This is a genomic window from Lactobacillus sp. (genome assembly GCF_014803895.1).
Genome location: NZ_JAAVAU010000023.1, coordinates 141,964 through 154,551 on the forward strand (window position 1 = coordinate 141,964; position 12,588 = coordinate 154,551).

15 protein-coding genes are annotated in these 12,588 nt (G+C 31.7%); 14 read left to right on the forward strand and 1 reads right to left on the reverse strand.

Going from position 1 to position 12,588, the window contains the following annotated elements; genetic code table 11:
• Positions 1-29: 29 nt before the first annotated feature.
• The 4 genes from glmS (at position 30) to crcB (ending at position 3,489) form a co-directional block, all read left to right on the forward strand.
• Positions 30-1,841 carry a glutamine--fructose-6-phosphate transaminase (isomerizing) gene (gene glmS, locus HDR40_RS07520; protein WP_290627974.1) on the forward strand — a complete coding sequence of 604 codons (1,812 nt, stop codon included), beginning with the start codon at positions 30-32 and terminating at the stop codon, positions 1,839-1,841.
• A 90-nt stretch (positions 1,842-1,931) separates the two neighbouring features.
• Positions 1,932-2,741 carry a Cof-type HAD-IIB family hydrolase gene (locus HDR40_RS07525; protein ID WP_290627975.1) on the forward strand — a complete coding sequence of 270 codons (810 nt, stop codon included), beginning with the start codon at positions 1,932-1,934 and terminating at the stop codon, positions 2,739-2,741.
• Positions 2,741-3,127 carry a CrcB family protein gene (locus tag HDR40_RS07530; RefSeq protein ID WP_290627976.1) on the forward strand — a complete coding sequence of 129 codons (387 nt, stop codon included), beginning with the start codon at positions 2,741-2,743 and terminating at the stop codon, positions 3,125-3,127. The genes HDR40_RS07525 and HDR40_RS07530 overlap by 1 nt, the downstream gene beginning before the upstream one ends.
• Complete coding sequence (crcB, locus tag HDR40_RS07535; RefSeq protein ID WP_290627977.1) at positions 3,127-3,489, forward strand: fluoride efflux transporter CrcB; 363 nt, start codon at positions 3,127-3,129, stop codon at positions 3,487-3,489. Before HDR40_RS07530 ends, crcB begins: the two co-directional genes overlap by 1 nt.
• Positions 3,490-3,537: 48 nt before the next feature.
• On the opposite strand, the gene HDR40_RS07540 is transcribed toward crcB, so the two are convergent.
• Positions 3,538-4,788, reverse strand: coding sequence for a DUF4097 family beta strand repeat-containing protein (locus HDR40_RS07540; RefSeq protein WP_290627978.1), 1,251 nt, complete (start codon positions 4,786-4,788; stop codon positions 3,538-3,540).
• A 433-nt stretch (positions 4,789-5,221) separates the two neighbouring features.
• Here HDR40_RS07540 and coaBC point away from each other — a divergent pair, with 433 nt between their 5' ends.
• The 10 genes from coaBC to HDR40_RS07590 all read left to right on the forward strand — a co-directional run bounded on the left by coaBC (position 5,222) and on the right by HDR40_RS07590 (position 12,567).
• The gene (gene coaBC / locus HDR40_RS07545; protein ID WP_290627979.1) at positions 5,222-6,409 is read left to right on the forward strand and encodes a bifunctional phosphopantothenoylcysteine decarboxylase/phosphopantothenate--cysteine ligase CoaBC; all 1,188 of its coding nucleotides are present in this window, start codon (positions 5,222-5,224) and stop codon (positions 6,407-6,409) included.
• Between the two features lie 9 nt (positions 6,410-6,418).
• Positions 6,419-6,940, forward strand: a complete 522-nt coding sequence (locus HDR40_RS07550) for a VanZ family protein (RefSeq protein ID WP_290627980.1) — start codon at positions 6,419-6,421, stop codon at positions 6,938-6,940.
• Between the two features lie 117 nt (positions 6,941-7,057).
• Positions 7,058-7,789: a YebC/PmpR family DNA-binding transcriptional regulator gene (locus tag HDR40_RS07555; protein WP_290627981.1), complete on the forward strand. Its 732-nt coding sequence runs from the start codon at positions 7,058-7,060 to the stop codon at positions 7,787-7,789.
• Positions 7,790-7,908: 119 nt separating this feature from the next.
• On the forward strand, positions 7,909-8,886 hold the full coding sequence (gene comGA / locus HDR40_RS07560) for a competence type IV pilus ATPase ComGA (RefSeq protein WP_290627982.1): 978 nt from the start codon (positions 7,909-7,911) through the stop codon (positions 8,884-8,886).
• On the forward strand, positions 8,852-9,853 hold the full coding sequence (locus HDR40_RS07565) for a type II secretion system F family protein (protein ID WP_290627983.1): 1,002 nt from the start codon (positions 8,852-8,854) through the stop codon (positions 9,851-9,853). Before comGA ends, HDR40_RS07565 begins: the two co-directional genes overlap by 35 nt.
• A gap of 15 nt (positions 9,854-9,868) precedes the next feature.
• Complete coding sequence (gene comGC / locus HDR40_RS07570) at positions 9,869-10,186, forward strand: competence type IV pilus major pilin ComGC (RefSeq protein ID WP_290627984.1); 318 nt, start codon at positions 9,869-9,871, stop codon at positions 10,184-10,186.
• The gene (locus tag HDR40_RS07575) at positions 10,149-10,583 is read left to right on the forward strand and encodes a hypothetical protein (RefSeq protein WP_290627985.1); all 435 of its coding nucleotides are present in this window, start codon (positions 10,149-10,151) and stop codon (positions 10,581-10,583) included. Before comGC ends, HDR40_RS07575 begins: the two co-directional genes overlap by 38 nt.
• Positions 10,576-10,842, forward strand: a complete 267-nt coding sequence (locus tag HDR40_RS07580) for a type II secretion system protein (RefSeq protein WP_290627986.1) — start codon at positions 10,576-10,578, stop codon at positions 10,840-10,842. The genes HDR40_RS07575 and HDR40_RS07580 overlap by 8 nt, the downstream gene beginning before the upstream one ends.
• Positions 10,829-11,374, forward strand: coding sequence for a ComGF family competence protein (locus tag HDR40_RS07585; RefSeq protein WP_290627987.1), 546 nt, complete (start codon positions 10,829-10,831; stop codon positions 11,372-11,374). Before HDR40_RS07580 ends, HDR40_RS07585 begins: the two co-directional genes overlap by 14 nt.
• A 185-nt stretch (positions 11,375-11,559) precedes the next feature.
• Positions 11,560-12,567 (forward strand): class I SAM-dependent methyltransferase, encoded by a 1,008-nt coding sequence (locus HDR40_RS07590; RefSeq protein WP_290627988.1) that lies wholly within the window; start codon positions 11,560-11,562, stop codon positions 12,565-12,567.
• Positions 12,568-12,588 lie beyond the last annotated feature (21 nt).

The window sequence follows — 12,588 nt, forward strand, 5'->3', positions numbered from 1 at the left end:
TAATGCCTAGACCAAAAGGAGATATACATATGTGTGGTATTGTTGGTGTGGTTGGAAAACCAGCACGTGAAATTATTTTAAATGGTTTAAAGAATCTTGAATATCGTGGATATGACTCCGCAGGTATCTATCTTAATGATTGGCAAGGGGATGAATATTTAATTAAGGCTGTTGGCCGAATTGGTAATCTTGAAGCCAAGTTGACCCCTGAAGAAGAAGGCATGGTTGGAATTGGTCATACTCGTTGGGCAACTCACGGTAAGCCAACTGAAGATAATGCTCACCCTCATTTTTCAGAAGATGGTCGTTTTTATCTGGTTCACAATGGTGTGATTGAAAATTACGCTGAATTAAAAGAAAAATACTTACAAGATGTTAACTTTAAGTCCACTACGGATACTGAAGTAATAGTTCAATTAGTCGCTAAGATTGCGCGTGAAAAGAATTTAGATGGTTTTTCTGCCTTTAAGGAAGCTTTGAAGTTAGTTCGTGGTTCTTATGCATTCTTGTTAGTTGATAATACTAATCCTAAGCATGTATTTATTGCTAAGAATAAAGCACCAATGATGTTAGGATTAGGCGATGGTTTTAACATTATCGCTTCTGATGCAATTTCAGTTTTGGATCAAACTAAGACTTTTGTTGATTTACAAGATGGTGATGTTGCTGATATTACCAAAGATTCTTATGTGATTGAAAATGTAAATGGTGAAGTTCAAAAACGTGAACCTCATGTTTTAGATATTGATCCAAATGCTGCTTCTAAGGGTACTTACGAATTTTACATGCTCAAGGAAATTAATGAACAACCTGCAGTAATGCGTCGTCTTTCTCAAACTTACTTTGGTGCAGATGGTGATGTAAGAGTTGAGCAAAAGATTGTTGATGCTGTTGCAGAAAGTGACCGTATTTATATTTTAGCTGCCGGGACCAGTTATCATGCTGGTTTAGTTGGTAAAAATATTCTTGAAAAGTATGCTGATATTCCAGTTGAAGTTGGTCTTGCATCAGAATTTGGTTATCATTTCCCTAAGCTTTCCAAGAAACCTTTCTTTATTTTCTTATCACAATCTGGTGAAACTGCCGATTCACGTGTTGTTTTAAAGCAAGTTAATGAACGTAACTTACCAAGTTTAACTATTACTAATGTTGAAGGATCAACTTTATCCCGTGAAGCAACTTATACTATGCTTCTTGAAGCTGGTCCCGAAATTGCGGTTGCATCTACCAAGGCATATACTGCACAAATTGCAGTTCAAGCTATTCTGGCTAAAGCCGTTGGTGAAAAGAAGAACATTGAAGATGCTAAAAACTTTGATTTAAAGAATCAGTTAGCCTTGGTTGCTGAGGGGATGCAAGAATTAGTTGATGGAAAAGAACATATTGATGAATTAACTAAGAAGTATCTTGCCACAACTCGTAATGCCTTCTATATTGGCCGTGGTGTTGATTATGCAGTAGCTTTAGAAGGTGCTTTAAAACTTAAAGAAGTATCTTACATTGAAACTGAAGGCTTTGCTGCAGCTGAACTTAAGCATGGTACTATTGCTTTAATTGAAAAAGGAACTCCAGTTATTACTTTGATTAATGATCCAGCTACTGCTGATTTAACTCGTGGTAATATTCAAGAAGTTGAATCTCGTGGCGCAAATGTAATGGTCTTTGCAGGTAAGGACTTTGCTAAAGAAGGTGATGATGTAGTTTTACCTAAGGTAGATTACTACATGTCTCCATTATTGACTGCTATTCCGGCTCAATTACTTGCTTACTACGCATCTAAGAATAAGGGATTAGATGTTGATAAGCCAAGAAACTTAGCTAAGTCTGTTACTGTTGAATAAGTAGTTTGAATATAAAAAACCGTTCTTAATTAATAGAACGGTTTTTTGTATAATTGTTATAAGTAAAAAATAGAACAGAAAGAGAAAAATATGGCAATAAAACTATTAGCTGTAGATTTGGATGGTACGTTATTAAACTCCCACCAAAAAATTACTCCTAAAACTAAAGCAGCTTTACAAAAGGCGGCTAAGTTAGGAATTAACGTAGTTCCTTGTTCGGGACGACCATTTCCTGGCGTTAAAGAGTACTTAAATGAACTAGGGCTTTCCGGTGATAATCAGTATGCAGTTACCTTTAATGGAGCATTAGTTTTTAATCTAAAAGGTGATGTTTTGGTTAAAGATTTACACAATTATCAAGACTTTGTTTATTTTAGGAATATTTCTGAAAAATATAAAATGCCATTTCATTTTGAACTAGAAGATAAATTTATAACGTTAGATCCTCATATTAATTATTTTATGTCACGTGAAAGTTGGCTCACTAGAATGCCAATTGAGGTAAAAGCGTTTGAAGATATTCCTCAAGATATTTGCTTTACTAAGGGAATGTTTACAGGACATCCTAAGCGAATTAAAGAATTTTTGAGTGAAATACCTACCGAAATATTTGAAAATTATAATGTATCGACCTCTGATAAGACTTTGGTAGAAATTAACACATCTACAGCTTCTAAGGGAAAGGCATTAATTGAATTAGGAAAAGAATTAAACATAAAACCTGAAGAAATAATGATTTTTGGTGATCAAAAAAATGATATTTCAATGTTCAGTATTCCTAGTTTTAGAAAAATAGCAATGGGAAATGCAATTGAGGAAATAAAAAATCGAGCAGATTTTGTTACTAAAACAAATGATGAAGATGGTATTGCATATGCTTTGGAGGAACTAGTATTTTAATGGTAAAGTTAAAAAATTATATAAGTGTAGGAATTTTTGCTTTTTTTGGTGGAGCATTAAGGTGCTACTTAAATCTTATTTGGTCCACGACTGGAACTTTGGTAGCTAATGTTTTAGGTTGTTTTTTATTAGCAGTACTAACTTATTTTTTTATTGAATATAAAAAAGTTAAGGAATGGCTAGCAACTGGTCTATCTACGGGATTTGTAGGAGCTTTTACCACATTTTCATCTTTTCATTTAGATACTTTAAAGCAATTACAAGAAAATAGTTCTACGCAAGCTATGATCTACTTTTTTTCTTCAATTATGTTAGGATTCTTATTTGCTTACATAGGGATGGTCGTTGGTAAAAAAATGGGAAAAAGATTGGTGGGTGAAATATAGTGCTAGCTACTGTAATAACTGCTGGAGTGGGTGCTATTTTTGGAGCTATTGGTCGATACTTTTTGACTGATTATGGTAAAAAACATTGGAGCACAGGTTTTCCTTATGCTACGTTAGTTATTAATTTAACGGGAGCATTCTTATTAGGAATAGTATTTGCTTTAAATCTATCTCCATTTATTTATGCTTTTTTAGGAACGGGAGTTTTAGGGGGCTATACTACTTTTTCTACTTTAAATGTTGAATTACTTAATTTATGGAAAAATGGGAAATTCACTAAATTTTGTATTTATTTATCGGCATCATATTTTGGAGGGTTAGCCTTGATTTTCCTAGGATTTGCAATTGGTAAGGTTATATAAAGAAAAATAGTACAGGATAATTCCTGTACTATTTTTCTAATTTAGCGACTAATTTTTTTCAGGCTTTATAGTAGAGATATTAATGTTGCCATTTTTACTTGTGATATTTAATTGACATTGAGCTTCTTCTGTACCCACATATCCTTTAAAGTGGTCGTAAGTATCTTCTGCATAAAGGATAGCATCCATTGGTAGTTTGTTGATTGAACTTGGTTTGTTAGCAGAAATTAAAAATTTAAATGATAGTTTAGGTGGGACTAATATTTTTATATTTCCACTATGACTAGTTAGTTTTAATTGTTTTTCAAGTTTAGAAGGTAAAATAAGTTTAATTTTACCTGATTTAGTTGTTAAGTCGAGGGTACTAATTAAATTAATAAGTTTAATGTTTCCTGAATCTGTACTTATTTCACTTAGATAAGCGCTTATTTTTTGAACGATAATATTCCCACTTTTACTCGTAACTATTAAACGTTTAGTTGAAATATCAGAAAGTTTAATTTTTCCACTAGTGGAACTTAAAGATAAGGCACCATAAGTATTATTGATTAAAGTATTATTGACAATAATTTCACCAGAATGAACATTAATGTGACAATTATTGATATGAGAATTTATTAACTTAATATTTCCAGATTTTGAATCTGCTTGTAGCCGGTCAATAGTAGAATTACGAAGATGAACATTTCCTGAAATATCAGTAACATCTAATAGACACTTTTGATTAAGATCGGTAAATGTTATATTTCCAGATTGACTGCGAATAGTTAAAAAACCAGTATAGTTAGTAGGTAACAAGATAATTATTTTATTTTTAAATAATCCCACTAATTTTTTTGGACCTTGAGTAACTTTGATAACATTCCCAACTTTTTCAACTGTAGAATAAAGTTTAGCAATATCCCTTGACATAAAATCGCGAACTATTAAATGGTTTTGATGAGGTGAAGGTAGAATTAATAAATCACCTAAACGATAATTAAAGTGAAGTTCATCAATCCCAGTAAGCGGAATTTTTAATTCATTAACTATTTTAAGACCAAAAGACTTGATTAAATATTTATTTAATTCTACTTTGATTAACTCATTATCTTCTTGGCTATTAATTTGTTGAATAAACTTATCTAGACCTTTTAAATTTTTTTCAGCTTTTAATTCAGCTTCTTGTAAAGATTTGCCTTCGCATAATTCATGGTTAACAAAAAGAGAGATTTGATTTAATAAAATATCTTCTATTTGATCCAAGTTGGAAGTATGGGGATAATCATTAAAAATTTGTTTTATTTTGTCATCAAGCATAATCTAACTCCTTATATTATTCCTTAATTATTATAAGGTATTTAATGAAATTTGACCGAAAATTCCGAGATTTTAATCATTAGATAGAGCTTTTTTCTGTGTTGATATTGTATATCTCGTCATTAATATACTTCTTAACAATGAGAGGTAAAAAATTTCTGAAACTGCTTCTGAATTAGTAATGATTTGAATGTTAAGAACTTTTTAGATAAGCCTTCTACCCCCCCATATATATAATAGTAGAAGTTAATGAAACGACATTTGAAGTCTATAAGCTAGCTACTTTAGTAACTGGTAGTTATTGTAAAGAATATTTTTGCAAATTAAGTCGTCTGGGGATAGTTTTCTAAGATTAAGCAAAGAAAAGTAAAAAATATAAATTTAGCGAACAAAAAAAGATATAGTTAAATTATTGAGTTCGGAGGGATGCAAGATGAGTAAAATTGCCGTTTATTTAAGCGGAGGAATCGCAGATTATAAAGCAGTTGAAGTAGTACGAGGCTTACAAAAAAAGGGTCATCAAGTTAGAATAGGGATGACTAAAAATGCAGAGAAATTTATTGGCAGACAAACATTGGCTGCTTTAACCAAGTATCCAGTTCTAGATGATTTGTGGACGATAAATCAAGAAGATAAAATTAGTCATATTGAATTGGCTGATTGGAGTGATTTAGCCTTATTAGTACCAGCTACGGCTAATATTATTGGTAAACTTGCTAATGGAATTGCAGATGATGCTGTTTCTACAGCTTTATTAGCTACGCATAGTCCTATTTTAGTAGTGCCAGCTATGAATACACATATGTGGGAAAAAGAAAGTGTACAACGTAATATTAGGCTTTTGAAGGCTGATGGGGTAAAAATAATGGATCCTACAGTTGGTTTTTTGGCAGAAGGCTATAATGGCAAAGGGAGAATGCCGGAAGTTGATCAAATTATTAAATGGGTGGATAGTTTTATTTATCTAAAACCTACTAATAAGAAAATTGTAATCACGGCTGGAGGTACTTTGGAACCTATTGATCCGGTAAGATATATTGGTAATAGATCAAGTGGTAAGATGGGAGTAGCTATTGCAGAAGCAGCCTTAGAAAAAGGACTACAAGTTACGTTAATTGTGGGGAATGTAAGTGTTACTATACCTAACCATTCAAATTTAAATCTTGTTAAAGTTGAGACAACTGAACAAATGTTAGATGCTGTGAAAGATAGTTTTAATGATGCAGATGCTTTGGTGATGGCAGCTGCCGTGGCTGATTATCGTGTGAAGAATTATGTTAATCATAAAATTAAAAAAAAGCCTGGTATAAAAGGTTATCAATTAGAACTTGAAGAGACACCTGATATTTTAAAGACTATGGGAAAGTTAAAGCAAGCTGATCAATTATTAATAGGTTTTGCGGCAGAAACTGATGATTTATTAGCTAACGCTAATAAGAAGTTAATTAAAAAGAATGCGGATATAATTGTAGCTAATGATGTAACCCAAGATGTATTTGGTAGTGATGAAGATGAAGTTACAATTTTACAAAAGAATAGCGAACCTGTACATTGGTCACGAATAAATAAAAAACAAATAGCTACCAGATTGATTGATTTAGTAATAGAAAAAATAAATTAAGGAATAAAAATGAAAAGAATTAAATTCACTACGAGAGAAATTATCTTTGTATGTTTGATGATTGTAGTTTTACTGGGATTGTTTATATCAAGTTCAATGACATATCATGAACAGGAAATGTCACCAGGTTTTATTCATAAACACTTCAGATTTTTAGAAAATATTGTGGGGAATTGGAATATTTATTATCAAAATCGTTGGCACAATGCTCAAAATGATAATGGAATTGCAGGAATGACACAATTTGTAATGAGAAAAATGGCCCATTTTGGTTCTTATTTTCTCTTAGGCTTATTCTCTTGCTTTGGTTTAGATCGAATCTTCAAAAAATGGTCGGGTCCTTTGTTTATTTGGTTAGGAATTATTCTTTTAGCTGGACTTGATGAATTTCATCAGATGATTACTGGAGATAGAACGGCTAGTTTATGGGATGTATGTTTAGATGCAAGTGGAGCATTATTAGCTATTTTAATTTGTATTATTATATATACAATTCGAACAAAAAAGGCTAAAAATAAGACTGGGGATTAAGTTACTCAAAAGTTTATCAATTTTTATATTTAATTTCTTAAGTGAATTGAATATTAAGGCTCAGTGAGTTATGATTAACAAGGTTAACTATATTTATTTAAAGAAAGAAGGATTCTGATGTCAGGACATTCAAAATGGCACAATATTCAAGGCCGCAAGAATGCGCAAGACGCTAAGAGAGGTAAAATTTTCCAAAAGTTATCTCGTGAAATTTACATGGCTGCAAAGAGTGGTGGTCCTGACCCTTCAGGAAATCCTAGCTTACGTTTAGTTATGGATAAAGCACGTGCAGCTAATATGCCTAAAAGTAATATTGAACGTGCTATTAAGAAGGCTGAAGGTGGCTCAGACGAGCATTACGACGAAATTACCTATGAAGGTTACGCTCCAGGTGGTGTTGCAGTTTTAGTTGAAGCTTTAACTGATAACAAGAATAGAACTGCTTCAGATGTTCGTGTTGCCTTTACTCGTAATGGTGGTTCACTTGGTGCTACTGGTTCAGTTGCTTACATGTTCGACCGTAAAGGTTACATTGTAATTGATCGTTCAACTACTGATGCAGATGAAGATCAAGTTCTAATGGACGTAATGGATGCAGGCGGTGATGACTTGCAAACTAGTGATGATGCATTTGAAATTTATACTGAAGCTAAGCAATTTACTGCAGTTAGAGATGCATTAGAAAAAGCTGGTTACAAGTTAGCTAACGCTGAATTAACTATGATTCCTCAAAATACTACTCCAATTCCAGCAGATAAGAAGGAACAATTTGAACATTTGGTCGATGCTTTAGAAGACAGTGATGATGTTTCAAATGTATATACTGCTGCTGCAGACGATGATGAATAAATAATTATTAATAGATCTAGAATATTTTCTAGGTCTATTTTTTTGTCCTTTTTTAAGAAAAAATTATTATTTTTACGTATATAAAAGTGTGGCCACAATTTTATAGAAAGGAAAAAGCTATGGAGATTCAAGCTCTGGCTGATGAAATTATTTCTGTTGCCGTTCAAAAACAAGCAAGTGATATTTTTGTTATGCCAGGTATAGACTGTTATCAAATAAAGTTTCGCCTAAAAAAGGATATACAAAATTTCAGAAAAATTGGTTATCCTCTTGGAAAAGAATTACTAAATTATTTTAAATTTACTGCTCAAATGGATATTTCGGAGCATCGACGTCCACAGGTTGGTTCTCTAATTAAAGTATATGCACATCAAAGATTTTTTTTGCGGCTTTCTTGTGTAGGGAATTTTAAAGATCAAGAGTCTTTAGTAATTAGAATTATTTACGGAATGCAGGAGAATAATTATTTTTTACCTAGTCAATTGCAGCAACTAGAAGATTTATCGACTCGGCGTGGAATGATTATTACTAGTGGACCAACGGGGTCAGGAAAGACATCAACAATGTACGAAATAGCGCGTTGTGTTAGCAAGAATAAGATGGTAATGACTATTGAGGATCCGATTGAAGTTTGGGAAGAATCATTTTTACAAACGCAAGTAAACAATATTGCCGGCATTACTTACTTAGACTTGCTTAAAGCAGCCTTGCGTCATCGACCAGATATTTTAATTATTGGGGAAATAAGAGATGCTCAAACTGCTAAGGTAGCCATTAATGCTGCCTTAAGTGGACATTTGGTTTTAGCGACTGTTCATGCAAAAAGTACTTTTCAAACTTTATCACGTTTAGAAGGTTTAGAAATTAAAAAAGAAGAACTTTATAATGCAATAACAGCTATTTCTTATCAACGATTACTACCTACAAAAGAAGATAAGTTAAGTTGCTTACTTGATCTTGCATATGGTCAAAAACTAAAAGAACAAATTTTGAATTCTAAACGTAGTGATTTTGTAGCCTGGAAAAGTAATTTATTGTCTTTAAAAGAGAAGGATCAAATAGATGAAAATACTTTTAACGACTACCAAGACGGATAAACTATCCCTCAATCAACAATTAATTTTCTTGGATTATTTAAGACAAACGCTAGCTAATGGATTTTCTTTAAATGCCGCATTAAAATTACTGCCACAAATTTGGCCGGCAAAACAAGAGATTTTAAGTAATATAAATCAAAAAGTGGAATCTGGGAAGAAATTTAGTCAAATATTACTAGAAATAGGTTTTTCAAAAACAACAGCTACGCAAATTGATATGGCATTAATGCAAGGAAGTTTAATTGATTGTTTAGATCAACTAGCTCAATTAAATCGTTTAAAGATTAAGCAACTAAAAAAGATTAAAGGAGAGCTTGCATACCCAGCGGTTTTAGTGGTGATGATGCTGACATTGCTCTTTTTTATGCATACTTTTTTGAAGAATGAAATGATGATTTCTGATGGTGGAAGTGATGTATTATTTGGAGTTTTAGCAATTGCAGTAATTAGTGGGATTATAGGGATAAGTCGAATTTTTTATTTGTTAAATAAGCAAGACTATCATGCTTTAAAAAAATTAAGTATGCTTCCAATAATTGGTCAAAGTATTAAATTATATGTTCATTATTTAATTGTTTATGACTTGGCTTTATTACTTCAGAATGGCTTTTCATTTCAACAAATATGTGCGTTGTTACAAAGTCAACCTTTGGGTTCAGTTCAGCAGGCATTAGGTGAGAAAATATATGACTGTCTAAAACTTGGTAAGAGTCTATCGGAAGTTATTGAGAACGAAATATTCTTACCTAAAAGTCTTTTATTATTGATAACAACAGGAGCAACCAGGGAAGAAATTGGTAAAAGGTGTGTAGTTCTTGGAAAGACTTTATTTTACGAGTTAAATCTTAAAATTAATAAAATGGTTGTTAATATTCAACCGATTTGTTTTGTATTTATTGGGATGTGTATTTTAGGAATGTATTTAAAAATACTATTGCCAATGTATGCCACAATGCAAAATATGTAGGAGAGCAAATAGAGAATGGAAAGTAAGTTAAATAATTTAAAGAAAAAGGCAAAAAAATTCAAAGGATTTACTTTAATTGAAATGGTAGTAGTTATTGCTATTATTGCTATTTTAATTTTATTAGTAGTGCCTAACTTAAGTAAGCAAAAAGAAAAAGCTAATAATCGTACGGATGAAGCCTTTAAGACAACTTTACAAACCCAAGTTGAATTATCTGGTAAAGAAAATCCTACTTGGGATGAACTTCAAAAGGATGGATTATTGACTGAAAAACAAGCTAAGCGTGCTGTAAAATATGAAGTTAAAGATGGTGTTGTTAAAGAGAAGAACTAAAGCTTTTACTTTAGCAGAAACAATTGTTATTACTTTTATCGTAGCTTTTTTAGCACTTATTCCACCATTATATTTAAAAGGATATCAAGAATCCTTGGATTTACTAAATGCTAAAAGAATTTTTCATACTGTAGTTAATGCCACAGCTCGTCAAGCAGCAATAACAAATCGGGTAAAAATAATAGATTATGATGCAAACAAGCGTCAAATTAGTGTTAGAGATGGTAAATATAAAACTAAAAGATATAACTTACCCGAAAATATTAATATTTCGGGTCTACCACTCAATATATCTAAAGATGGTAATCTTTCTCCTAAAACCGTTGTTATTTCAAATGACCGTGATAAAACTAATATTCGCATACAAATGATGTGGGGGAAGATAATTGATGATTAAGCAACAGGCTTTTTTATTAGTGGAAGCAAGTATAAGTTTAGTTCTAGCATGTCTTGGTGTAACACTATTATTTTATACATTGGGTCAAACTAAACGGATTGATTACAATATAGAACGACGCGTTGATCGAGCTTATGCTTGGAGAATTTTTAATGAAACAAAGCACCAGAAGATTATTGTGCATGATCATGTTTATGAACGGGCCCCGGGCACAAAAGTAATGGACAAAACTTTAGGAAAAATTTATGAAGTTAAATAAGGTTAAAGGTTTTACAATTGCGGAAACAATGCTCGCTTTATTAATGGTATATGTATGTTTTGGGATTTTGCAAAATACATTAAGTGTAGTAAAAAATAGTGAAAGTCTCAAAGATCCAATTAATGAAATAGCCTACAGTTACATACAATTGGATAAATTTTTAAAAAGAGAAGAACATATTGAAATTTATCCAGCTAGTTCTAATACTCAAAAAATTGTTTTAAGAAAATTGGTTTCAAAAAAAGAAAGCAAAAATCCTAGTTATGAGAATTATGTAGTTGAAGGGTATAAAAATATGATTCGTTTGCGAGGAATAGATGGTGGGCATGTACCCTTACTTATGAATGTTAAGTCATATAAATTTTCTTATGAGGATGACGAGTTTACAATACAAGTAAATGAAGAGAAAAACGGTAAGAGTGAGATGGTTTTTAAAGTAGATAAACCATTGGAAATTGATAAAAATATAAAAGCTGAAAGAAATGGTAAAAAAGATTCTAAGAAACAGGAAGATAAAAATAATGCCAGGTAGTGCGTTATTGAGTGCAGTGTTAGTTTTAACTACCTGCTTATTATTTATAGAGTTCTACATGAGATATTTTTTCCAAAATATGGAAAATAACTTAATACTTTTGAAATATTTCCTTGAGTAAAAGTAACAGTTCTTGCCACTTAATTTGTGAACCGATAGAATATGAGGGTAAAGGGGTTAAAATAATGCAAAAACAAAAATTAGAAGAACTTTATCCAAAATTTCAAAAAGTAGTTGAAATACTACAAAAGGATTTGAATGTTTCATTTTCATCGGCTTTAACTGAGACTTTTGATAATTTAGAAAATGGTAAAATTAAAGTAGAAGCAGGAGCACCTGACAAGGAAACTGTTGCACAATTAACTGAAGAATACCGTAAATTAAATTATGAAGATGTGCCAAGAGAACTAAGGATGCAAATCTTTACCTTATTAACGCTAAAGGCTATTAGTGAAGATGGAAGAGATTATACTCAAATGCCAACGCCAACGATTATTGCAACAGTAATCGCCTTAATTTGGCAAAAAATTGTACCAAAAGATTATAAAGTTGTGGTAGATCCTGCTATAGGAACAGGTACGTTGCTGTTTTCAGTAATTAAACAACTTATTGCTGATAATCATTCAAAGAATGATTATAAATTGTACGGTATAGATAATAATGAAAGTTTACTTGATTTAGCAGATGTAGGTGCACATTTAGATGGTTTAAATATTGAATTATTTAGGCAAGATTCTTTAGATTCTTGGATGATACCTTCTGCTGATGTAATTTTAAGTGATTTACCAGTAGGATATTATCCATTAGATGCAAATGCAAAGAATTTTGAAAATCATGCTAAAGAGGGTCACTCGTTTACCCATACTTTGATGATTGAGCAAATCATTAATAACCTTCGGTCCAATGGATATGCATTTTTGGTTGTACCTAAGATGCTGTTTTCTGACAAAAATTCTAGGGATTTTATGCCATGGCTTGCAAAAAAGGTGAATATTCAAGCTATTGTTGAATTACCAAATGATATGTTTGCAAATGAGATTCAACAGAAATCTATTCTGGTATTACAAAATCATGGTGAAGCTACAAAACCTAGAGAAGTATTAGTTGCAAAATTAAATTCATTAAAAGATCCAAAATCTTTAGTTGAGTTTAATTTAAAGCTCAATGACTGGTACAATAGAGACACAAAATAATAATCTAAATATAACAAGGGG

Excerpts from the sequence above, each read along its gene's own strand:
- glmS (WP_290627974.1), top strand. The coding sequence starts at position 30 with ATGTGTGGTATTGTTGGTGTGGTTGGAAAACCAGCACGTGAAATTATT.
- HDR40_RS07525 (WP_290627975.1), top strand. The coding sequence starts at position 1,932 with ATGGCAATAAAACTATTAGCTGTAGATTTGGATGGTACGTTATTAAAC.
- HDR40_RS07530 (WP_290627976.1), top strand. The coding sequence starts at position 2,741 with ATGGTAAAGTTAAAAAATTATATAAGTGTAGGAATTTTTGCTTTTTTT.
- HDR40_RS07540 (WP_290627978.1), bottom strand. The coding sequence starts at position 4,788 with ATGCTTGATGACAAAATAAAACAAATTTTTAATGATTATCCCCATACT.
- coaBC (WP_290627979.1), top strand. The coding sequence starts at position 5,222 with ATGAGTAAAATTGCCGTTTATTTAAGCGGAGGAATCGCAGATTATAAA.
- HDR40_RS07550 (WP_290627980.1), top strand. The coding sequence starts at position 6,419 with ATGAAAAGAATTAAATTCACTACGAGAGAAATTATCTTTGTATGTTTG.
- HDR40_RS07555 (WP_290627981.1), top strand. The coding sequence starts at position 7,058 with ATGTCAGGACATTCAAAATGGCACAATATTCAAGGCCGCAAGAATGCG.
- comGA (WP_290627982.1), top strand. The coding sequence starts at position 7,909 with ATGGAGATTCAAGCTCTGGCTGATGAAATTATTTCTGTTGCCGTTCAA.
- HDR40_RS07565 (WP_290627983.1), top strand. The coding sequence starts at position 8,852 with ATGAAAATACTTTTAACGACTACCAAGACGGATAAACTATCCCTCAAT.
- comGC (WP_290627984.1), top strand. The coding sequence starts at position 9,869 with ATGGAAAGTAAGTTAAATAATTTAAAGAAAAAGGCAAAAAAATTCAAA.
- HDR40_RS07575 (WP_290627985.1), top strand. The coding sequence starts at position 10,149 with ATGAAGTTAAAGATGGTGTTGTTAAAGAGAAGAACTAAAGCTTTTACT.
- HDR40_RS07580 (WP_290627986.1), top strand. The coding sequence starts at position 10,576 with ATGATTAAGCAACAGGCTTTTTTATTAGTGGAAGCAAGTATAAGTTTA.
- HDR40_RS07585 (WP_290627987.1), top strand. The coding sequence starts at position 10,829 with ATGAAGTTAAATAAGGTTAAAGGTTTTACAATTGCGGAAACAATGCTC.
- HDR40_RS07590 (WP_290627988.1), top strand. The coding sequence starts at position 11,560 with ATGCAAAAACAAAAATTAGAAGAACTTTATCCAAAATTTCAAAAAGTA.